The sequence below is a fragment of the Rhizobium sp. P1_B8 genome (assembly GCF_056406515.1).
Genome location: NZ_JBFTZZ010000008.1, coordinates 93690 through 115328 on the forward strand (window position 1 = coordinate 93690; position 21639 = coordinate 115328).

General features: G+C 58.5%; 19 protein-coding genes and 1 pseudogene. 15 read left to right on the forward strand and 5 right to left on the reverse strand.

The features are described from left to right. Positions 1 to 68 precede the first annotated feature (68 nt). The 3 genes from AC1D2N_RS12655 to AC1D2N_RS12665 form a co-directional block, all read right to left on the reverse strand. Positions 69 to 1343, reverse strand: a complete 1275-nt coding sequence (locus AC1D2N_RS12655; RefSeq protein WP_032983656.1) for an ABC transporter substrate-binding protein — start codon at positions 1341 to 1343, stop codon at positions 69 to 71. Positions 1344 to 1385: 42 nt separating this feature from the next. Next, entirely contained in the window at positions 1386 to 2396 is a 1011-nt protein-coding gene (locus AC1D2N_RS12660) for a LacI family DNA-binding transcriptional regulator (RefSeq protein ID WP_018516785.1), read from the reverse strand. Positions 2397 to 2686: 290 nt separating this feature from the next. After that, on the reverse strand, positions 2687 to 4222 hold the full coding sequence (locus AC1D2N_RS12665) for a sensor histidine kinase (RefSeq protein ID WP_018245619.1): 1536 nt from the start codon (positions 4220 to 4222) through the stop codon (positions 2687 to 2689). 369 nt (positions 4223 to 4591) lie between these two features. Here AC1D2N_RS12665 and AC1D2N_RS12670 point away from each other — a divergent pair, with 369 nt between their 5' ends. Further along, positions 4592 to 6406 (forward strand): putative bifunctional diguanylate cyclase/phosphodiesterase, encoded by a 1815-nt coding sequence (locus AC1D2N_RS12670; RefSeq protein WP_018516784.1) that lies wholly within the window; start codon positions 4592 to 4594, stop codon positions 6404 to 6406. An 87-nt stretch (positions 6407 to 6493) separates the two neighbouring features. Then, a complete protein-coding gene (locus AC1D2N_RS12675) occupies positions 6494 to 7453 on the forward strand; it encodes an HD-GYP domain-containing protein (protein WP_312864638.1) in 960 nt (319 codons plus the stop codon). A 131-nt stretch (positions 7454 to 7584) separates the two neighbouring features. Here the strand turns inward: AC1D2N_RS12675 and AC1D2N_RS12680 are convergent, their stop codons facing one another. Beyond that, a complete protein-coding gene (locus tag AC1D2N_RS12680; protein WP_018516782.1) occupies positions 7585 to 8451 on the reverse strand; it encodes a helix-turn-helix domain-containing protein in 867 nt (288 codons plus the stop codon). A gap of 99 nt (positions 8452 to 8550) precedes the next feature. Between AC1D2N_RS12680 and melA the strand changes: the two genes are divergently transcribed. From melA to AC1D2N_RS12725, 9 genes and pseudogenes are all read left to right on the forward strand, one after another. Continuing rightward, a complete protein-coding gene (gene melA / locus AC1D2N_RS12685) occupies positions 8551 to 9867 on the forward strand; it encodes an alpha-glucosidase/alpha-galactosidase (RefSeq protein WP_018245633.1) in 1317 nt (438 codons plus the stop codon). Positions 9868 to 10066: 199 nt separating this feature from the next. Continuing rightward, a complete protein-coding gene (locus tag AC1D2N_RS12690; protein ID WP_018516781.1) occupies positions 10067 to 10861 on the forward strand; it encodes a DeoR/GlpR family DNA-binding transcription regulator in 795 nt (264 codons plus the stop codon). Beyond that, positions 10858 to 11818: pseudogene (locus AC1D2N_RS12695) on the forward strand (N-acetylglucosamine kinase). The gene AC1D2N_RS12690 and the pseudogene AC1D2N_RS12695 overlap by 4 nt, the downstream one beginning before the upstream one ends. 31 nt (positions 11819 to 11849) lie before the next feature. After that, entirely contained in the window at positions 11850 to 13106 is a 1257-nt protein-coding gene (locus tag AC1D2N_RS12700) for an ABC transporter substrate-binding protein (protein ID WP_477981376.1), read from the forward strand. Beyond that, the gene (locus AC1D2N_RS12705; RefSeq protein ID WP_018516778.1) at positions 13103 to 14020 is read left to right on the forward strand and encodes a carbohydrate ABC transporter permease; all 918 of its coding nucleotides are present in this window, start codon (positions 13103 to 13105) and stop codon (positions 14018 to 14020) included. Before AC1D2N_RS12700 ends, AC1D2N_RS12705 begins: the two co-directional genes overlap by 4 nt. A 23-nt stretch (positions 14021 to 14043) precedes the next feature. Beyond that, positions 14044 to 14877: a carbohydrate ABC transporter permease gene (locus AC1D2N_RS12710; protein WP_020572896.1), complete on the forward strand. Its 834-nt coding sequence runs from the start codon at positions 14044 to 14046 to the stop codon at positions 14875 to 14877. An 11-nt stretch (positions 14878 to 14888) separates the two neighbouring features. Next, the gene (locus tag AC1D2N_RS12715) at positions 14889 to 15842 is read left to right on the forward strand and encodes an SIS domain-containing protein (RefSeq protein ID WP_018516776.1); all 954 of its coding nucleotides are present in this window, start codon (positions 14889 to 14891) and stop codon (positions 15840 to 15842) included. After that, the gene (locus tag AC1D2N_RS12720; RefSeq protein ID WP_018516775.1) at positions 15839 to 17137 is read left to right on the forward strand and encodes a D-tagatose-bisphosphate aldolase, class II, non-catalytic subunit; all 1299 of its coding nucleotides are present in this window, start codon (positions 15839 to 15841) and stop codon (positions 17135 to 17137) included. Before AC1D2N_RS12715 ends, AC1D2N_RS12720 begins: the two co-directional genes overlap by 4 nt. A 67-nt stretch (positions 17138 to 17204) precedes the next feature. Then, positions 17205 to 18275, forward strand: a complete 1071-nt coding sequence (locus tag AC1D2N_RS12725; protein WP_018516774.1) for an ABC transporter ATP-binding protein — start codon at positions 17205 to 17207, stop codon at positions 18273 to 18275. Between the two features lie 108 nt (positions 18276 to 18383). On the opposite strand, the gene AC1D2N_RS12730 is transcribed toward AC1D2N_RS12725, so the two are convergent. After that, positions 18384 to 19064, reverse strand: coding sequence for a redoxin domain-containing protein (locus AC1D2N_RS12730; RefSeq protein WP_018516773.1), 681 nt, complete (start codon positions 19062 to 19064; stop codon positions 18384 to 18386). Between the two features lie 237 nt (positions 19065 to 19301). Here AC1D2N_RS12730 and AC1D2N_RS12735 point away from each other — a divergent pair, with 237 nt between their 5' ends. From AC1D2N_RS12735 to AC1D2N_RS12750, 4 genes are all read left to right on the forward strand, one after another. Continuing rightward, positions 19302 to 19469, forward strand: coding sequence for a hypothetical protein (locus AC1D2N_RS12735; RefSeq protein ID WP_018245644.1), 168 nt, complete (start codon positions 19302 to 19304; stop codon positions 19467 to 19469). Positions 19470 to 19493: 24 nt separating this feature from the next. Continuing rightward, positions 19494 to 19976: an NUDIX hydrolase gene (locus AC1D2N_RS12740; RefSeq protein ID WP_018245645.1), complete on the forward strand. Its 483-nt coding sequence runs from the start codon at positions 19494 to 19496 to the stop codon at positions 19974 to 19976. A 152-nt stretch (positions 19977 to 20128) separates the two neighbouring features. Next, complete coding sequence (locus tag AC1D2N_RS12745; RefSeq protein WP_018245646.1) at positions 20129 to 20410, forward strand: hypothetical protein; 282 nt, start codon at positions 20129 to 20131, stop codon at positions 20408 to 20410. Positions 20411 to 20681: 271 nt separating this feature from the next. Next, positions 20682 to 21551, forward strand: a complete 870-nt coding sequence (locus AC1D2N_RS12750) for a DMT family transporter (RefSeq protein ID WP_018245648.1) — start codon at positions 20682 to 20684, stop codon at positions 21549 to 21551. The last annotated feature ends 88 nt before the right edge of the window (positions 21552 to 21639 follow it).

The window sequence follows — 21639 nt, forward strand, 5'->3', positions numbered from 1 at the left end:
TCCCGCCTTGACGAGCAGAGTGGTGAAGGAGCGCCCGGGCATTTCGCCCGGACGCGTCTCGGGCGGATTTATTCGACCGGGCAGGGGCCGTCGCTCTTGGCATCGGGCGCCCAGCAGGCAGCTTTCGTGTCGGTCATCAGCTTGGCCATCGTGGCGCCCTGGGTCTTCAGCACGTCTGCAACGGGCTCGTTCTGCAGCACGATGCGCTGGAAACTGTCCATGTAGACCTTGTTAAACTCGCCGCCCTTGTCGCCGAGGCCGACCGGGAGCAGCGAGATGACCGCGTCCTTGGAAGCCTGGGTGGCGGTAACCGCACCGGCGAGAAGGGCAACGCCCGCGTCGAGATCCGGCGGCAGCTTGACGTTCAGGGTCGGGAAGAAACCGACCTTGGAGGCGGTCAGGAGCTGCGTATCCGGCATCGACAGGTGCTCGATGATTTTTTCTGCGCCGGCCTTGTCAGGCGCGCCCTTCGGAATGGCGAGACCAGCAACGACTGGCATGTAGCCGCGGCCCTTGGGACCAGCGGGAGCGGGGAAGACCACATAATCATCCGGTGCGGCAGAAATGGCATTCTTCAGCCGGGCGATATGATCCCAGGCGACCATGACTTCGCCGGCAGCGAGCGGCTCCTGCATGAAGTCGTAGCTGGTCGAATTCGGTGTCACATAGGCCCACAACGCCTTCAGTTTCTCCCAGCCAGCAGCAGCATCGGCACTCTGGAAGGTGCGCACGACACCCCCCGTGAAGGACGGATAGAAATAGCCCTGGAAATAACGCGCCATCAGCCCTTTCGGGCCGGCCGGGAAACCGATCTGCGGCTGGCCCGTCGCCTCCTGCATATTCTTGCCCCACTCGATCAACTGATCGTAGTTCAGCGCGTTCACGTCGGCGCCATCAGGCAGGTATTGCAGCGCTTCCTTTTTGGCAGCCATCACATAGGTCGCCTGCATCCAGGGAATGTACTGCTGGGTCGGCTTGCCGAGCTTGCCGAGGTCGAGCAACGACTGCGGCATGCCGCTCGCTGCCAGCTTCTTGGCGAGATCGTCGAGTGGCTCGAGCGTGTCCTTGTCGGCAAGCGGCGAGAGCTCGCCATGTAGCGCACCGACGAGGCTGACGGTGCGCTTGCCGGCCTGACGTTCGGCCTCCATGCGGACAGCAAATTGCGGCGGCTCCTCGACCACGTAATCAACCGAGCCGACATCCTTCAACAGCTCCTCGCGGACGACGGTCGCCTCTTCGATCGGGCGAAGCTGGGTGGACACGAAAACCGTCTGGGCAAGCACCGGCGAGGCGAAGGCCAGCACGGTGGAAGCCAGAATTCCAAATGACATGATATGTTTCATCTTCTCCTCCTTCATTGTTCTTTGTTTGAGATGCACTTCTGTCTATGCCGCCTTGGCGGGACGGCGATGGCTGTCGCGATCGACGAATTCGATCGCGTGAAGTTCCTGGAGTTCTTCGGCGGGCTCTCCGGCAATGGCGCGCAACAGCAGCGAGGCGAAGCTCGCGCCGAGGTTTTCGCCGGTCATGCGCATGGTCGAGAGCGGAGGGCTGGTGAAGGCGCCCATCGGCAGATCGTCATGGCCGACAATGCTGATCTGGTTGCCGCCATCGACCTCGCGCAGCGCCCTCAGTGCCCCGATCGCCATTTCGTCGGTGGCACAGACGAGTGCAGTCGGACGTGATGGTTGGCGCAGAAGTTCCAGCGCCGCGAGGTAGCCGCCCTGTTCCAATGGCGCACCTTCGGCGCACAGGTCGGTCGCAAGGCCGCATTCCTCCATCGCCGCCCGCCAGCCACGGCAGCGGTCATGCGCGAAATAATATTCCTGCGGGCCGGCGATATGGCCGATACGGCGGTGGCCGGCGGCATGGAAGCGCAGCGTCGCGGCTCGGAAGCCAGCAAAGCCGTCGCCGTCGATATAGGGATGGGGCAGCAGGCTTTCGGTGCGGCCATTGGTGACGAAGGGAATGCCGCGCGACTGCAGAAAGTCGACGCGCTCGTCCTTCCGCTTGGTGCGGACGAGAAGCATGGCGTCGACGCGGCGGCCATCGACGAAGCGGCGGCAGATGTCGAGTTCACTCTCGCCGCGCGGCACCGGTGCAACCACCAGATTGAGGCCGGCAGCGGCAAGATGTTCGGCACAGCCGGACAACATATCGAGGAAATGCGGAGGGCCGATATGGCCAGGATCGCTTGGCAGCGTGACGGCAACCAGCTCGGCGCGCTGCCTGCGGAGGCGACGGGCCGAAGCATTCGGCCGGTAGCCAACCTTGTCGGCAGCCTCGCGCACCCGTTCTCGCGTGGCGGCCGACACATCGGCGTAACCGTCGAGCGCACGCGACACCGTGGTGATCGACAGTCCCAGCGATTGCGCAAGCTGTTTGAGATTGGCCAAGATCTTCCTCCCGAAGTGAGAAAAAGATTCTCCAAAACGTTTTGGGAGTCAAGCCAAAACGTTTTGGATTCGTGCAGATGTCGCACGCATGATCTTTCAAGACGAGCAGAGACGTCATAGAGATATGCGAAGGGGCGGGTCTTTTCAGCGCAGCCTAGGCGGGACCACTATCTTGTGTATCTGGATACGCTCGGGAAGTTCGCAAAGTAGCTCCGCGTCCCGCTCCCGATGCGGCGGGGATAACCGAAGTCTTGCTTTGGGCAGGGAGGTGGCTTCGAATTAGCTCTCGCTCAATCGGTAAGCTTGAGGGTTGCCGTAAACTGCGTTCCTTCCAGGCGATTGTATCTCGCCTCGCCATGCAGTTGATTTACGAAGGCTTTAATCAGCCGCGTCCCCATCCCGGCGCTGTCCGATCGGCCATCAAAACCAATCCCGTCGTCGGCGACGGTCAGTTGGGATTCCTCTCCTTCAGTCGCGTGCAGCATGACGCGAATATTTCCGGATGCCCGGCCGTCGAAGGCGTATTTCATGCTGTTGGCAATCAACTCGTTGAGCAGGAGGGCAAACGGCGTTGCCTTGTCGGCCGCAATCACGATGTCGTCGATTTCAAAGTCAACGGAAACGGCGCGACCATGGACGTCTACGAGTGTCCTAACGAATGATGGAATGAATTCCCGAGCAGATATTCCGCTAAACTGGTCGAAGCCGTACATCTGCTCGTGAACTGCGGACATCGCAGAGATGCGCTCGTTTAATTTTTGAACGGCTTCCGGTTCAAAACCCTGCAAGCGCAGCAGGGCCATCACCGTCTGCAGGTTGTTCTTCACTCGATGGTGTATCTCGCGCATGAGCGTTTCATTCGATCGCAACGCATCCGCAAGCTGCCTGGTGTGCAATGTGTCCACCTTGATGAGGTTCTGAATCCACAATGCAGCTGCCAAAGCCCCGACGAGGGCGAAAGCGACCAATAAAGCCGCGATTTTGGCATCCTCCCAAAAGGGCTGCATGATTACGTTGATATCTGCCGAAGCAATGGCCACAAAAGGGGTGCGTTCGAGGATTCGGTATGCGACCAGGCGATCTTCATTGTCGACTGGCGACACGGAGCGATATGTGCCTGATGTCGCCTTCCTCATATAGTCGGTAAACAGCTTGTGGTTTCGCATATCGACTGGTCCGGCGGGTTCCGGGTATCGGGCGATAAGTTGCCCGTCGCGCCTGATGAGGCCGACAATCGAGTTCTCGCCTATCGCGACCGCGTCCCATATTGGCCTTAGGATGCTCGCGTCGAAGGCAATCACGGCGGCGCCAGCGAACACGCCATTGCGTTCGAGCCTGCGGCTGAAGACGAATATCTGCCGCTGGGAAAGGCGGCTGATGATCAGCGGGGATGTATATTCGTCAGCGCCGTTTCTCAACCGAACGAAGTAGTCGCGGTCCGTAACGTTGATCGGCTTGATATCGCGATCGTTCGAAAAGAGCGTTTTTCCATCTGCCCCGATGACATAGGCTGTCGCCTGAGGAGGAAGGTCATAGACGGCAGCGTCGAGATCGCGCACCCGATCGGGGCCGGGCAAAGATGTACTCGGCCCCAGAGCATCATCAATTCGGTGCAGGGTCTCCCGAGCAAGGGAATTCAACCAATTCGCGTTCGCTGCAACGATTTTGGAAGCGGCGCTGACACGCTCATCGCCCCGGCGAACAGCTGTCTCGTAACTGGATATGAGCCAGATCGACAAGAGGGTGGTGAATGACAGGAACATCAGCGCGATGATCGCGAGCGATGCTTTGCCTACCGAGCCAACGTATTTATCGCCACCGATCATCTTTTTGGGCCAATTTCCATAGTGCGGCGACGGCCAGACGGGGACATTGCAACGCATTCCGAACCATATCCGATAAGCTGATTTCTGACTCTCGAAAATTATGCAGTGCTCACTACTCGGCGTCCTCAAAAGTACGACTGAGGATTGTATGTTCACAGTCACCTTTAGAGAATGACCGCGACATTCGGTCAATCCCACTCCGTTCGAGAAGGAGATCCGAATGATGGATAAAACCTTTCGCACGCGAGGCTCGGCACGACGGGGTTCTTAACTGATCATCGGCGTCTATTCGATCAAAATCTAATCAACCGCGTAACCTGATCTGAAAGTCGGTTTGCTAGGGAGGGTCTCCTTCCGGGAAGTGACGTCATGATCCTTGAGTTGCAGAATGCCATTCTGGAAATGATTGCCAAAGGGGAACCGCTGGCAGCAACGATGGAGCAACTTTGCCTCGAGGTTGAGGCCGCCGTTCCTGGGATCATCGCTTCGGTGCTGACGTTCGACGGGAGCCGTCTTCACACACTCGCTGGACCTTCCCTACCGCCTCACTATTCAGCGGCTGTCGACAATCTTGAGGCCAGTCCTCTTGCGGGCTCCTGTGGGGCTGCTGCCTATTTCGGTGAAGCGGTCATTGTCACCGATATCTCGACTGATGCTCGTTGGCAGGACTTCAAGTCCCTGGTCCTTCCACTGGGATTGAAGGCTTGCTGGTCCAGCCCGATCAAGCGTGGCGAGCAGGTGATTGGTAGCTTCGCCTTCTACTATCGAGACCACCGCGGTCCGAAGGCCATCGAACGGGACCTCGTCGACGCCTGTGTCCATCTCTGCATAATCGCCATCGATCGCGAAGAACGTGTAATGGAACGTCAGCGGCTGACATACAGTGACGCTTTAACAGGACTGTCGAATCGCGCTCGTTTCAACCAGCTTCTAGCCGAGGAGCTGCCTCGATCCCGGCGCGCCTGGGGCATCTTGCTGGTGGACATCGACAACTTGAAACTCGTGAACGACACGTTCGGGCACGCAGCCGGCGACGCATTGATTCAAGTGGTTGCAGACCGGATCGCCGCGACAGCAGGCCCCAAAAACACGTTTAGGCTCGGTGGAGATGAGTTTGCTGTCATTGTGTCGGACGACAAGGACCTTGATCTGAATGTCAGGGCAACCGACATCTTGAAAGCACTGTCCTCTCCGTCAACCTGCGACGGTCATGTCGTCTTTCCCGCCGCGACGATTGGCGGTGCGCTGGCTGAGATGGAACCAAACCCTAACCAGATCCGCCAGAACGCCGATGTGGCGCTCTATCATGCGAAAGAACACAATCGCGGCCGGTACGTGCAACACTATCCCGGCCTGGGCACCGCCCTGACCCGACGCTTCAGGGCGGTTCGCGATGTGGGCGTCGCCCTGGAAGAGGATCGGATCGACGCGCATTACCAGCCGATATTGCGCCTGGATACTCGCGAAATTGTCGGTTTCGAAGCCTTGTGTCGAATGACCACGCCTTCCGGCGAAATCATAGCCGCAGCGCATTTCCATGAGGCCACGAAAGACGCCCATATTGCTGCTGAGCTGACACAACGGATGTTACTGAGGGTTGCAAGGGACATCCGGAGCTGGCTCGCCCGAGGCCTTCCTCTTCAACATGTCGGCATCAACCTGTCTGCCGCAGATTTTCGTGGCGGTAATCTGCAAGACAGGCTGTGCCGCATTTTCGGGGAAGCGGAGGTTCCTCTTAAGCACATCATCCTCGAAGTAACGGAATCGGTTTACCTCGGACAACGGGACTATGTTGTGGCGGAGGAGATAAAGGCTCTTCGGTCCAAGGGCTTACGGGTTGCCCTCGACGACTTTGGCACGGGCTACGCGTCTTTGACCCATCTGCTGACGGTGCCGGTCGACATCATCAAGATCGACAAGTCCTTCATCGATCGCATGGTGCCCGGCGATGCAGGAACTTTCATCGTTGAAGGCCTGATCGGAATAGCTGACAAGCTGGGAATCCGGGTTGTCGCAGAGGGGATTGAGACAGAATCCCAAGCTGCTCAGTTGAGCCAGCTCGGCTGCAAGCTCGGACAGGGCTACCTCTTTTCGAAAGCAGTCGATCGAACGGCTGCCGCAGCCATTTTAGAGCAGCATGGACAATGGCCCAACAAAGACAAGACCCGTGCCGGAGCCCGATAGCCTCCCTGGGCGAGGTTTTCGCGCTCGGGCCAGACCCGATACCTGAGACAACACATGAGTACCAAGATCATTTTGAACGGATCAGAGATGCGAAAACGGATACATGTCAGCCAATTGCGGGTCGGAATGTATGTCGAGGACGTCGAGATTGAGGGGGAAGACAGGACACGCCGGTTCAAGCCGTTCCTGATCTCGGCGGCCGGTCAGGTCGAGAGTTTGATGGCAAGCCGCCTGATGACGGTCGTGATCGACGTCGGAAAAGGCGCGGATGTCGACCCGGGTGCGACACAGGACATCGACCGGGCTGCGTTTGACGCCCAGCTTCGTGCCGTGTTTTCGGCGAAGGACATCAAGCAGGCGAGGGAATGCGTAGAGGATACGAGACCGCAGATCCGCCAAATGCTTGCCCACGCTAGGATCAAAGCCTCCTTTGCCAGCGATGCGGCAAGCTCGGCTGTGGAGCGGATCATGTCGGCAGCCTTCGACAATGCCGGTGCGCTGATCGCGGTCGCGAAGCTGAAAGAAAAAGATGAGCTGACGTTCCTCCACTCGCTGGCGGTTAGCGCGCTGATGATCACCCTGGGGCGCAGCCTCGGTCATGGAGAAGAGGAGGTACGGGTCCTGGGACTCGGTGGACTGGTTCACGATCTTGGAAAAATGGCGCTGCCGGACGAAATTTTGACGAAACCCGGTAAACTGACGGCCGAGGAAATGGATCTTGTGCGCGGGCATCCTCAGCGAGGATATGAGCTGGTCTCTCATGTCGCGCATGTTCCCAAGCAGGTGCTGGACATTTGTCGCTACCACCACGAAAAGTTCGATGGCTCTGGCTATCCTGGTCGGCTCGCCGGAAAGAAGATCCCTTACGTAGCCCGGCTTGCGGCGATTTGTGACGTTTACGAAGCGTTGACCACAATCAGGCCGTATAAGCGCGCCTTCTCGCAAGCGGAGGCAATCAACATGATGATGAATTCGCCGGGCCATTTCGACAGCCAGCTTCTTTCCGCATTCGTATCAAAAATGGTGATCAGCGGCACGCTCCACTAGAGCCGACATTTGTCGGACGGCGCGTCGCAGCGGCCAAACGTCAATTGCAACTCCGCTCCGAATCGGCAGTCACTCCGGCAGCAGCGGCCAAGGGCACAAGAGCGATCTCCACCTCGTCGGTTTGAATCCCATCAAGGTGCTGGAGTGTTCCTGGAGTTCACCGCTTCTCGGAAATGACGGGGGGTCGTGCCCGTTCGCTCCTTGAAAATCTCGTAGAAGCGACTGCTGGAACCAAACCCGCAGTCAAAACCGATCTGGAGGACAGGATCCTCCGTGTCTGTCAGAAGCTGCATCGCCCGGGCAATCCGATGTCGGGTCAGGTATTCGTTGACTGATATTCCCAGAACCTTTCGGAAAGCGCTGTTGGCGGTGCTTGGATGCATGCCCGCAAGCCTGGCGAGATCGGGTACGCTTATCGGATCTGCGTAGCGGGAATTGATGAGGTCGATCAGCAGCTCGACGTGGCGCACCGCGTGGCCAGCCAACGATGTCGGAGAGACATGGCTTGGCGAATTGTCGATTTCAGCATTGTCCAGGATCAGACGTCGTATTCCCAGTCGTACTTCCTCGACGATCAATTTCCGTCTTGCCGCACTGCCGCCCTGCCATTCCTTTTCCCATCGTGGGAGTGTCAACGCATCCATCGTTTCCTGATTTGCTTGCGCCAGAAACCTCCCCTGCATGATCGACTGCCTCGCCTTTCTGTCCACCGGCAGACCAAGGAAATCGATAAGGGGAAGATAGAGACATACGAGCGGCGCGTTTTCGGCAACAGCGATCGTCTGATGGGGAATTGCGGCCCAGAATAAAACCAGGCGGCCGGCCTCAACCTGTTCCAGCCTTCCATTGAAAAGGTAGGTCATCTGGCCTGCCATGAGCAGGTTTAATTCAACGTGGTCGTGCCAATGCGGTGCGGCCATCGCATCAGCGATGTGACGCTCGATCAGGAACTGCCCTCTGGATCCAATCCATTCGCCGCGGCTTTGGCTATGTTTCATTTGTAGGAGACTCGAATCCCGGAATTAATAGGCCGATGTCAGGAAGAAATTCTGATCTAGAAGGAGCAATAAGCAATCACAACCCATGGGGAGATTGCAATGCCGAAGATTTGTCTGGTTGGCGCTGGCAGCACCGTTTTTGCCCAGAACATTCTGGGAGATGTCCTGTCCACGCAGAGAGGGAGCGACTACGTCATCAGCCTCTTCGATATCGATCCAGAGCGACTGAAGACGTCAGAAATCGTCGCTCGCCGGATCTGCGAGTCGCTTAAGCTTTCAAGCGTCAGGATCGACGCCACGCTCGACCGGCGGGAAGCACTACGCGGGTCTGATTTCGTGATCCTCATGATGCAGGTCGGTGGCTATAAGCCGGCTACCGTCACGGACTTCGACATTCCGAAAAAATATGGCTTGCGTCAGACGATCGCCGACACCCTTGGCATCGGGGGTATTTTCCGCGGTTTGCGGACGATACCAGTCCTTGAGGCGATCTGCCGAGACATGCAGGAGGTTTGCCCTCGGGCTCTTCTGATGCAGTACGTCAACCCGATGGCCATCAACTGCTGGGCGATCAAGGATCTGGCCCCGGAAATCCGGACCGTCGGCTTGTGTCATAGTGTGCAACACACAGCCGGGCATCTCGCGCAATGCCTTGGCGAGGACATTGCCGACGTAAACTACGTTTCGGCTGGGATCAATCACGTCGCCTTCTTCCTGAAATATGAGAAAGTTCACAGCGACGGACGGCTGGAAGATCTCTATCCGAGACTGAACGCTCTCGCCGCCGATGGCCGCGTTCCGCCGGACGATCGGGTGCGGTTCGATGTGCTCAAACGGCTCGGCCACTTCGTCACCGAATCCAGCGAGCATTTCTCCGAGTATACCTCCTGGTACATCAAGGAGGGACGAGGGGATCTGATCGATCAGCTCAATATTCCGTTGGACGAATACATCCGGCGCTGCGAAGTGCAGATCAAAGAGTGGCATGCCCTGCGCAAGGAACTGGAAGGCGACAAGCCGATCGAGGTGTGCCGCAGCAATGAATACGCGGCCGGCATCATTCATGCCGCGGTAACCGGCAACCCGGCGCTGATATACGGCAATGTGCCAAACAACGGCCTGATCGAGAATCTGCCCGATGAATGCATCGTGGAAGTGCCTTGCCATGTCGACAGAAACGGAATTCAGCCGATCCGGGTCGGTCGGATCCCCTCGCAGCTTTCCGCCGTCATGAACTTGAGCGTTTCTGTTCAGCAGTTGACGGTCGAGGCGGCTCTCACAAGAAACCGCGAGCGCATCTACCAAGCCGCTCTGCTCGATCCGCATACATCTGCGGAATTGTCGCCAGACCAAATCTGGAACCTTGTCGACGACCTGATCGATGCGCACGGCGATCTGCTGCCGAGATATCAGTGAGATCCCGCGGATAAGCCAGCCACAAGCGCTGCTGCGCATGGCAGTTCATTCGTTATTGGCGCGCCGTGAATTCACGGCGCGCCTCTTCTCATTCCGGCTCCCATCCAATAAATCAAAAAACGTCAGAAAATTGATTGACACTGATCATATGAAATGAAAATGTGATCGAAATTGGGGTGGATCGTGAGGGAGAATTTCGTTGAGCCAAGCAGTCGGAGTAAAGGTCGATCGGCTGGATGCCATTCGCAGCCACCTCTACGCGAACGGCTTTTCGACCATCCAGGCGCTTGCCGATGCGATCGGCGCATCGCTTGCCACGGTTCGTAGAGATCTGCAGATCCTTGAGCAGGAGGGGGCCATTGATCGCGTGCATGGTGGAGCGCGCATTGCCGAAGGATCATCGGTTGAGGTTGCATTTCAGGAGCGGGAAAAGCGCCATCTATCGGCCAAGCGGGCGATTGCAACCGCGGCCTACGATCTGCTTCATCCGCGTACGGCAATCTTTCTCGACGCGGGAACGACCGTCCTGCAGCTTGCGCGCCTCGTTCGCATCAACCCCCTGCCGCTCAGGATATTCACCAACGGCCTGACGGTAGCGCAGGAATTCCTGAATATTCCGAATTTGGAGGTGGTGCTTCTCGGCGGTCAGCTCCGTAGCGAGAATGCGTCGCTTGTCGGACCTCAGGCGGAGGCAATGCTGGAAACTTTATGGTTCGACCAGCTCTTTCTTGGCGCCAGCGCCATTAGTTCCGACGGTGCGATCTACAGCGTGGACAGTGCGGAAGCGAGCCTCAACCGGCGTATGCTGGCTCGGTCAGCCAATCGTTTCGTCCTGGCCGATTCCTCGAAATTTGGAACCACGGCGACCTACAAGGTCGCGCCGCTGGACACCGCGAAAGTCATTACCGATTCCGGGCTTTCGCGGCATTGGCGCGACGAGCTTGTCAACTTCGGCGTCGACGCAACGATCGCCGACCTGAGGGCGAAAGAGTGAGCGACGCGCTGATCCTCGGCATCGACGGTGGCGGAAGCAAGGTGCTGGTTGCCCTCGCGGACAAGCGTGGCCGGATATTGCGGCGTTCCCGCGGCCACGGGGTCAATCCCATGGACAATCCGAATTGGCTCCAGGAGCTGGAGCAGCATCTCCTTCCCTTTCGCGATGAAGGAAATCTGGCGGCCGTCGCCGCAGCGCTGCCCGCCTACGGGGAGGTTGAGCGCCTGTCGGTTCTACAACGGGATGCGATCGAGCGCCTGTTCCCAAACGTCCACCGGCGCGTCCTCAACGACGTCGACGCGGCGCATCTCGGTGCTTTTGCGGGTGAGCCGGGTATCCTCATTCTTTCCGGCACAGGTTCAATGGCATGGGCGCGTAATTCCAAAGGCCAGTCGGCGCGCACTGGCGGCTGGGGAGATCTCGTCGGCGACGAGGGCAGCAGTCATTGGATCGGGCAGAGGGCGCTCAACCTCGTCAGCCAAAGCTTGGATGGGCGTGCTCCGGCAACGGATCTCGCAAAGGCCTTGTTTGACCACCTTCACATCGACCCGAGCAATCCCATGAATGGCCTCGGCGATTGGGCCAGCTCCTTGGCGAACCCACGGGCAGACATTGCAGCAATTTCGGCCCTCGTCGATCAGGTCGCACTTGGCGGCGACAAAGGGGCGATCGGGTTGATCGAGCAGGCCGCCGATGAATTGGCGAAACATCATGCGGCAATTGCCGGCCATTGTGATCCGGATGCCGACTGGACTTATGCTGGTGGTACTTTTTCGAGCCGGCTACTTCTGGAGGCGCTTGAACGCCGTATTGGCAGGCCTCCGGCTTTGCCGAAACTTCCCCCCATTGGCGGCGCGCTTCTGGCTGCCGCCCAGCTTCTCGACTGGCCGTTAGACGACGGCTGGTTCGGGGCAAATCGTGGCCACGGCCGAAGGCGGTGACTGCGCATCCCAGTGAATTGAGCTCAAGAATAATGAAGGATGGGAACATGCATAAATTGATCTTGCCTCTACTTGCATCAGCAGCCCTGGCAATCGCCGTACCCGCTCTTGGCCAGGACGCCAAGCCGCTTGCCGGCCAGTCGATCACGGTGCTCATGCCATCGCCGCAGGGACCGAATATCGCCTCTGACTTCGAGGTCGAAACCGGCATTCACGTCGACCTGCAGACCTTGTCTTGGGACGACATCCGCCCGAAGCTGGTGACGGCTTTGGTTGCCGGGACAGCGCCGGCTGATGTGACCGAATTCGATTGGTCCTGGACCGGTCAGTTCAGCGCCGCCGGTTGGTATATGCCGCTTGACGATGTGATCGACGCCGACACCGTGAAAGATATCGGTGTTGCGAAGATCTTCACCGTCGACGGCAAGTTATTGGGTATCCCCTACACCAACGACTTCCGGGTGATGCTCGTCAACAAGAAGCATTTCGCGGATGCAGGCATCACCGAGATGCCGAAAACATTGGATGCGCTGGTCGCTGCAGCCAAGAAGATCAAGGAAAAGGGCATTGTCGAGTATCCGATCGGCCTGCCGGTTTCAGCAACCGAAGGCGCGTCAACGAGCTGGTACTTGCTGACCAAGGCCTTCGGTGGCGAACTCTTCGACAAGGACTTCAATCCGCTCTTCACCTCGCCGGATTCGGCTGGTTACAAGGCGCTTGCTTTCGAGCTGATGCTCCTCAAAGAAGGGCTGGTCGATCCGGCGTCTACCGGCTTGAAAGACAGCCAGATCAATGAGAGCATGTTCGGGCAGGGCATCACCAGCATCATGATCTCCGGTGAGCCCGGTCGTCTCGGCCAGATGAACGACCCGAAGCAGTCGAAAGTCGCCGGCCAGGTTGAAGCGATCCTCGTGCCGACGGCGAGTGGTGAAACGCGCAGTTTCGGCCTTCCAGAAGCGCTGGCTATTCCAAACGTCTCTCCCAACAAGGAGGCTGCGATCGCCTTCGTCAAATGGTTCACCAGCAGGGACTTCCAAAAGAAGAATGCCGTGAACGGCTTCCTGCCGACCCGCACGTCGGCGCTTTCCGAACTCAACGAGTCTGGAAAGCTAAACAGCGGCGATGCTCTCGTGGCACAGTCCAAAACCGTTGAGCCGCTCTTCCCGCAAGGCACGCCGCCTTGGTATCCGCAATTTTCCAGCGGCGTAAACACAGCGATCAATAGCGCTGCCAAGGGACAGATGAGCGTCGACCAGGCGATGGAGGCTATCGCTTCCGCCGCCAAGCAGGCAATGGCGCAATGACCGCTTTGGCGTCCGAAGAGGCCACGAGCAAGCGTGGGGTCGGCTTCAACGCCGACGCCACACTCGGCTTGCTGTTGGTGTCGCCCATCGTCATCACGATGGCAGCTTTGGTCTTCTACCCGATGGGAAGAACCGTCTGGGACAGCCTGCACAGGGTCAACCCCATGCAGGCCGGCACTCCATTCATCGGCCTGGAAAACTACAGCCGAATGCTATCGGATGGCCAGCTCGCGACCACCTGGAGCAACACGCTCACATACGTTGTTCTGGCCGTCGTCGCCGAAACCGTGTTCGGCGTTCTTGCCGCCGCTCTCATCAATCAGATCAAGGTCGGGCGGCAGTGGGTTCTCGCAGCAGTGATCTTGCCCTGGGCGCTGCCCGGCGTTGTAAATTCGGTCATTTGGCTTTGGATTTATCAACCTGGTGCGGGTCTGTTGAACGGCATTCTTTCGGCGCTCGGGCTCCCCTTCGAAAATCACGTCTGGTTCAACGATCGCACCAGCGCCATCGTCGCCGTAACAATCGTCCACGTCTGGCGCATGATGCCTTTGACGATCGTCATCGTCCTTGCGGCGATGCAGAGTATCCCTGCTCATCTCTATGAGGCTGCGCGAATCGATGGAGCGACGCGCGTTCAGATGTTCGGATGGGTAACCCTTCCGCTGGTTCGCAGTGCGATCGCTGTCGCCATGACGAACGCAACCGTGAATGCTTTCAATCTCTTCGACGAGGCCTGGGTTCTGGCGGGTGCCAGCCTCGAGACCCGACCGGTGCTCGTCCAGATCTACCTCGAAACCTTCCAGAATCTCCGCTTCTCGTATGGCATGGCGCTATCGGTCGTGATCACTCTCGTGTCTCTGCTGATTTCGCTCGTCTACGTCCTTCGTGTCTATCGCAACACACGGTTCGACTGATGAGATCTACTATTGCCTATCGAATGATGATTTGGACCGGTGTCGTCGTCCTGTTGATCTGGTCTCTAGGGCCGATCTACTGGACCATCGCGAGTTCGGTTACGCCCAGCGAAGACTTTTCGACCCGACCGATCAACTTCTTTCCGCAGCACTTTACGCTCGATCACTACTCCCGGCTGCTCGGCATCAATATTGCGCGGATCGGGGGTGTGGAGGTATTCAAACAGTTCCGTGCCGCGTTGCTCAATAGCGTGGTGACATCAATCGCCGCCACCCTGCTTTGCGTCGCGATATCCTCTCTTGGCGCGTACGCTTTCACTAGGCTTCAGTTTCCTGGCCGCAAAGTGCTTTTTGTCGCCGTCGTCGCGACTCTGGCCATTCCTGCCTACGCGGTCTTGATCCCACTCTATCAGATCATGATCAAGCTGCATCTCGTCGATACCTATGTGGGCGTCTCGCTGATCTATGTCTCGGCCTTCCTGCCCCTGTCGTTATGGCTGCTGCGCAGCGTGTTCGAAGCTCTTCCGATCGCACTGGAAGAGGCAGCGCAACTCGACGGAGCCGGCCGGCTCTACATCTTCTTCAATATCGTCCTGCCGCTGGCCGGACCGGGTCTGACGGCAGCGGCGATCCTTACCTTTCTTGGTGCATGGGGACAGTATCTCGTACCGCTCATTTTTTCGCCCCAGGCAACGAAGCCCTTGACCGTTCTGATCCCGGAATTCGTAACCAAGAACTTCATCGACTACGGCCTCATCACGGCGAGCGGCTCGATCGCGATCGTCATTCCCGCCCTCGTCGTCATTTTCCTCAACCGTTACCTCGTCAGCGGCCTGTTGGCTGGTTCTGTCAAATAATCGGAGACTTCATGAGCACGACCGAAAAGGTTATTTTCGAGCAATTTCCTTACTGGGAGAAGGCCATTGAATTGAATTCAGCCGACGACCGCGCGGAGCTGCTCGTCTTCGTCGGCTGCGGCACGTCTTTCAATCTTGCACTTTCGCTGGCAGCCTATGCCAATATGGCCGGGCGAAAGGCAATCGCGGTCCCCGGCGCCGAATGGCAAAACCGCCCCTCGGCCTTCTGGCCGGAGTGGCGCAACACGCACGTCGTCGCGCTGTCCCGGAGCGGCGAGACGACAGAGACAGTCGCCGCAGCAAAGGCAAGCCGGGCCGCCGGCGCCTTCGTGACGGCGATAACGGTCGAACCGGAAAGCTCTCTTGCGAAAAATTGCGATCGGATGGTCGCGACCGAAACCCATCCGGACGAAGGTATCGTCATGACGGTATCGGCGAGCCTCATGGTCCTGCTCGGTTTGCAGATGATCGGGCAGAAGGTTCCTGCCTCTGTCGTGAATTCGGCCCGCCAGCTCGCGAGCGCTCTCGATGCCGCGCTGCCTGGAATTATCGCCGACCGGTCGCACTTCGTCTTTCTCGGTGGGGGACCGCTCTTCGGCGTCGCCCTGGAAGGAGCGCTCAAGCTCATGGAAATGAGCCAGATCATGACCCAGGCCTTCCATCCGCTGGAATACCGGCATGGGCCGATCAGCCTCGTTGACGGGAAAACGGTTGCGGTCATGCTGTACAGCTCCGACCAGAGGGAGGCGGAGACGAAACTGGTAGGAGAACTGAGGGAAAAAGGCGCGGTTGTCATTGGTGTAGGTGGTCCGGGCGATCTGGAACTCGCCGTTGATGTCGATCTTTCGCTTGCGGGTCTCGTTGTCCTTCCGGCGCTGCAGATCCTCGGCGAACGGGCCGCGCAGGCTCGGCAAATCGATACGGTCTCTCCCCGCCACCTGACGAAGGTCGTGACGCTCGCATGACGAGGATCGAAGAGAAGCGGCAGATCGCGCTGCGAAAGCTTTTCGGTGCCAGGAACCTGCCTTTTCCACATGGCGTCACTTCGGTCTGCTCGGCTCATCCGCTGGTCATTGAGGCAGCCCTTCGGCGGGCCGGCATGGAGCACCGGGCGGTCCTCATCGAAGCCACCTGCAATCAGGTCAATCAGGAGGGCGGCTATACCGCGATGACGCCGGTGGACTTTCGCCGGTACATCGAGAACGTCGCCGCAGCGACTGATTTTCCAGCCGAACGCATCATCCTGGGAGGCGATCATCTCGGCCCCAACCCATGGAGGACGTTGGCGGCCGAGGAGGCAATGTTGCGCGCCATGGCTATGGTGACGGCCTATGTCGAGGCAGGGTTCGAAAAGATTCACCTGGACACGTCGATGGGCTGTGCCGGTGAACCAACGGCGCTCGATGACGAATTGACCGCGGCGCGGGCCGCTCGATTGGCAAAAGCCGCCGAAGAGGCCGCTCTTCGTTCAGGCCGCCGTCCGCCGGTCTATATCATCGGAACCGAGGTGCCGCCTCCGGGTGGTGCAACGCACGCACTCGAAGAGATCGAAATTACGCGAGCCGATGCGGCGATGAAAACCCTCGCGGTTCACCGGGCGTCGTTTGCCGAGGCAGGTTTGGCGTCGGCGATGGAGCGGGTCATTGGGATAGTGGTTCAGCCGGGTGTGGAATTCGGCAACACGGACGTGGCGCTCTACAAGCCTGAACGGGCCAAGAGCCTCATTCGTTCGCTCGACGACATGCCGGGCTTGGTTTTCGAAGCACATTCCACCGACTACCAGCCGGCCGAAGCCTTGTCTGCTCTCGTTGACGGCGGCTTTGCAATCCTCAAGGTCGGACCAGGGCTGACGTTCGCGCTGCGCGAAGCCCTCTACGGTCTCGATGCAATCGCTGATGTGCTTGCAGGGAAGACGCCACGAACCGGACTGATGACGACCATGGAAAAAATCATGGTTGAGCAACCGGCAAGCTGGGCGGGCCACTATGGCGGCAGTCCCGATGAGCAGCGACTGCAACGGCATTTCAGCTATAGTGATCGAATTCGCTATTACTGGCCGGATCCTCGAGCATCCGCCGCGGTCGGTGAATTGTTCAGCCGGCTTCCTGATGAAATTCCCGAAACTCTGATCAGCCAATATCTCGGCCGACTATATTCTGACGTGGTGTCAATGCGGGTCGCTCCGAAGGCCCGCGAGCTCTGCCTTGCTGCGGTCGACGCGGTATTGGCGCCTTATTCAGCCGCCACGGCAAGCCCATGAGCAATCGACAGCCGTGTCACACGAGCGGCTGCGTCCCGAAGATATCAATATTCAGCCGGAGAAAGTTATGGCGTCAGTAAGTGTGGCGAATGCCCGCAAGAGCTACGGTCACTTCGAAGTTCTGCATGGGGTGGATATTGATATCCAAGACGGCGAGTTCGTTATCCTGGTCGGCCCGTCCGGGTGCGGGAAGTCGACATTGTTGCGGATGATCGCCGGCCTCGAAGAGATTTCAGCTGGTCGGATTTCGATCGGCAGCAAGGTCGTGAACAATGTCGCGCCAAAAGAACGCGATATCGCGATGGTTTTCCAGTCCTATGCGCTCTACCCCCATCTGACAGTCGAGGCGAATATGGGTTTTTCGCTGAAGCTGGCGAAAGCACCCAAGGAACAGACCAGGCAGCGTGTTCGAGAGGCCGCTGAAATTCTGGGGCTCGAGCATCTGCTCGACAGATATCCGAGAAATCTGTCGGGTGGCCAACGCCAACGCGTGGCGATGGGCCGTGCCATCGTTAGAAATCCGCAGGTCTTCCTGTTTGACGAACCATTGTCGAACCTGGACGCGAAGCTGCGTGTGCAGATGCGTTCAGAAATCAAGCAACTGCATCAGCGACTGAAGACAACGACCATTTATGTCACCCACGATCAGATCGAGGCGATGACGATGGCCGATCGGATTGTTGTGATGCGGGACGGCTTCGTCGAGCAGATAGGCTCGCCGTTGGATCTCTACGACCGACCGGCAAACCTTTTCGTGGCCGGCTTTATCGGTTCGCCGGCGATGAACCTTATTCGAGGGCAGGTCAGCACTTCGGGGCCGCTGGAGTTGATCGCGGACGGCGGAGGTAGGTTACCACTGCCCGAAGCAGCGTCATTGGAACGCGGCGCGCAGATTATCTACGGCATTCGCCCTGAGCATCTCACAATCGGACAAGGTCCTGCTACAGCTGAGGTCGTCCTCGTTGAACCTACTGGTGCTGAGATCCAGATAACCACGAAGTTTGGCGCCGATCACCTCGTTGCGACGGTAAGAGAGCGCCTTGATCTGCGCGCCGGCGACCAGATCGTCATTGCCCCAGATCTCAGCAAACTGCATCTGTTCGACGCGAGAACCGAAAGGCGGTTGAGGTCCGTCTAACCTGATGATTTCCGGCAGAACGTGACATGGAGTTCAAGCTGATGACAAGTCGGAGAGTCGCCCTCATTCGACATCATCCAGCAACGCTGGCGGACGATTCGGTGCGGGTCAGTGTCCAGGGCTGCCAGCGGCGGCGATGATCTCGGCCGCGGTCGGGAAGATGGAGAGGCTGTTCGGTCCGTCGAGCGCCTCGATTTGTACCCAGCCGATGGTGCCGTTCGCATTGACCAGGAAGTGCCCGACGAGCTGGGTAGCATGGTTCGCGAAAATCGCATTATCGGCTTCGTCAAGCTCAAAGCCGTCCTTGGCGTTGAGTATCGTGTTGGCTTCCATCGGGTGCAGCGGTTCCGGCAGCTCGCCCGTGGGGTTGATGCGTGCCGCCAGGAACTGCGCCATCGTTGCGCCATAGGGCCATTCGGGCTGCTCGCAACTCCCTTCGGGCAGGAACTCACCATGCGGCACACCGTAGGCTCGATGCGTGCGGCAGTCGGGGTCACACAGAAGCGTTATTGGCGTCGGCCGGTGGCGGAAATACAGGCGGGCACGTTCCACCGGCGTGTTGATAACGGCCACGGTCTCCACACCGGCGGCGCGCAAGATCGGCTGTACGCTGGCAAGCTGTTCTAACTGGCGCCGGCAGAACGGGCAGTGCAGCCCGCGAAAGAACCCGATGACGAACGGGCGACCGCTCAAGTCGGCGAAAGAGACGGTTCCGTCGAAGTTGGCCGTGGCAAGTGCGAAGGCGGGGGCGGTTTCTCCTGGTTGCAGCGGGCGTTTCTGGTCTCCCATGGAATAATTCCTTTGTCGTATCGTCCAGGTGGACGACCGAAATTTGACTATACCACTTGTGTCGCAAGAAGGCCCAGTGTTCGATGTTGAGATCGCCGAATGTGGTTCGGCATGGCATTTGCCGCTCTGACCGGCGTCGAAGCTGACCCTTTCATTGAACCGCCTGACGTCGTCGAGAGCTTGCCGGTATCGATCGCCGCTCCTATCTTATTTAGAACAGACTAATGGAGCAATGAGATGGCGGAACTTGTGGCTGACACTCTATTCGACACGACGATCGAGATCATTCCTCCGGAAGACATAAAAGAACAACCAGACGGTGCTGCTTGCCTTTGCTGCAAGCGCCGGCGTCGGTGGATGGATGATGACGGCTGCGGCATCTGTGAGGAATGCCTGGCCTCGTGATCGACACAAGAGGGGCACAAGGCGATGGTCATCCGTAGCGCCGGACTTTTGATATACCGGCGTGTTTCCTGGGACATCGAAGTCCTTCTCGTCCATCCGGGCGGCCCTTTCTGGGCTAGGAAAGACGAGGCTGCGTGGTCGATCCCGAAAGGGCTGGTCGAGGCTGGAGAAGACGAGCTCGCGGCGGCAATAAGGGAGACTGCCGAAGAGCTTGATATCGCGGTCAATGGCAGGTTCACACCGTTGGGCGAATACCGACAACCTGGCGGAAAGATAGTTATCGCTTGGTCGATCGAAGCCGATCCGGTACTGGACGTGAATGCGATACAGAGTTCCGAATTTCAAATGGAATGGCCGCCACGGTCAGGGCGGGTAAAGAGCTTTCCAGAGGTTGATCGTGCGGGATGGTTTTCCCTGCCCGACGCAGCCATAAAGCTCTTGAAAGGGCAGCGACCAATGCTTCCCGACCTCCTGACGCATCTGGAACGAGCGGCCCGAAGTTATTGATCGAGCCGTCATCTCACTGCACTCATGCGTGAGGTGCGCGGCAGCCATGAGTTGCTTCTGAAGACAGCAATCCTATCTGACAGTCACGCCATGTGACTGAAATCGAGAAATTGGAGCTGCGATCCGCCTTGGGCACGCGCGAGGAGACAATCATGAACGGCATTTCCAAAACCCTGAACGACATGACGCTTGTCGAACGCTCGAGCCTGCTCGACACCGTCGCCGACGCCTTGGAAGCAACGGCCGAGGAGGCAGAAGGTGAGGGCGACGCCCGCTTTGTCGCCAACTCCATCTGCGTCGCGAATACGATTCGCGGACTATCCGGCGATCTCACGCCGCGCGATCTGCAGGCGGCCGAGTTGCTGCTTGAGCAGGGCATCATGCTCGTCCACCAATTCTCGAACCGCGCGAAACCGAACCGAGTGGTCCACTAGCCGAGGGCGAGGGCGGCCCTGTCAGCAATGCGCTCTGTCAGTGTGGACGGCGGTTGATGGATTGAGATAAAGCCGTTAATCCGCGCTGTGGATAACGGATGCTGCCGGACCCTAGGAGAACGAGCGGTCTGCGCCGCGGCACCGTTGGGAGCCCGGAGATTAGCAGACACGCCAGGAAGGCTTTATTTCTCATGGATTGCCGGTTCAACGCGCAGCCGTATCGAATGGTCGATATGGCGGGGTTCGCCTTTCTTCGATCAGGGGAAGCGTGATGCAGCCTGGTCGCACGGGCCTTGCCGTATGCATGATGGTGGCCGCCGCTTTCTTAAATAGTCTCGACGCAGTCATCGTACGCTTGCTGGCCGGCGACGTGCATCCATTGATGATCGGCTTTTTCCGGTCGTTTTTCGGACTTCTTGTCGTCACGCCCTGGATCGTGTCACGGGTCGACCTGAAAGCCTCACCCTATCGTGTTCTGCATGTCGTGCGCGCGGGTCTGAAGCTTGCCTCACTGGTCGCATTGTTCGTCGCCTTTGCGCACGCACCACTCGCCGATGCCACGGCGATCAATTTCACCATGCCCATGTTTCTCGTTCTCGGTGCGTGGCTGGTGCTCAAGGAACATGTCGGCATCTCCAGCGTGGCCGGCATTGTCGCAGGTTTTGTCGGCGTCATGATCATCATTCGCCCTGGAGCGTCCGGTTTCGACCAATGGCTGCTTTTTGCACTGGCAGGAGCGGTCTTGACGGCGGCCAGCCAATTGATGCTGCGGCGGATGGCATTGAGGGATAGTGCGGACCGGCTGGTTGCATGGAATCTGATAGCGACGGTGCCGCTTGGCGTAATCCTCATGCTGCCGGTCTGGTCAATGCCGACCTGGAGCCAACTCGGGCTGCTTGCTATGCAAGGAGCCCTCGGAGCACTGAACATGACGCTGATCACGCGTGCCTTCGGCATGGCGCCAGCAAGCGTTCTGGCACCGCTCGACTTTCTCCGACTGCCCGTCGTCGCCCTGATGGCCTTCTCATTTTTCTCGGAAGTTCCGGCCGCACAGACGTGGATCGGCGCGGCGGTGATCATCGGCGCGGCCTTTATTGGAACCCGCGGTATCACATGGCGACGCAAGCCGCCGGTTGATTAGCCCTGATCATTTTTGGGGTTCACAAAAATTTTAGATGAACTAATATTTCAGTTGTAGCGACTGATTTTGAAGTCGTGCCTGTTGCCGG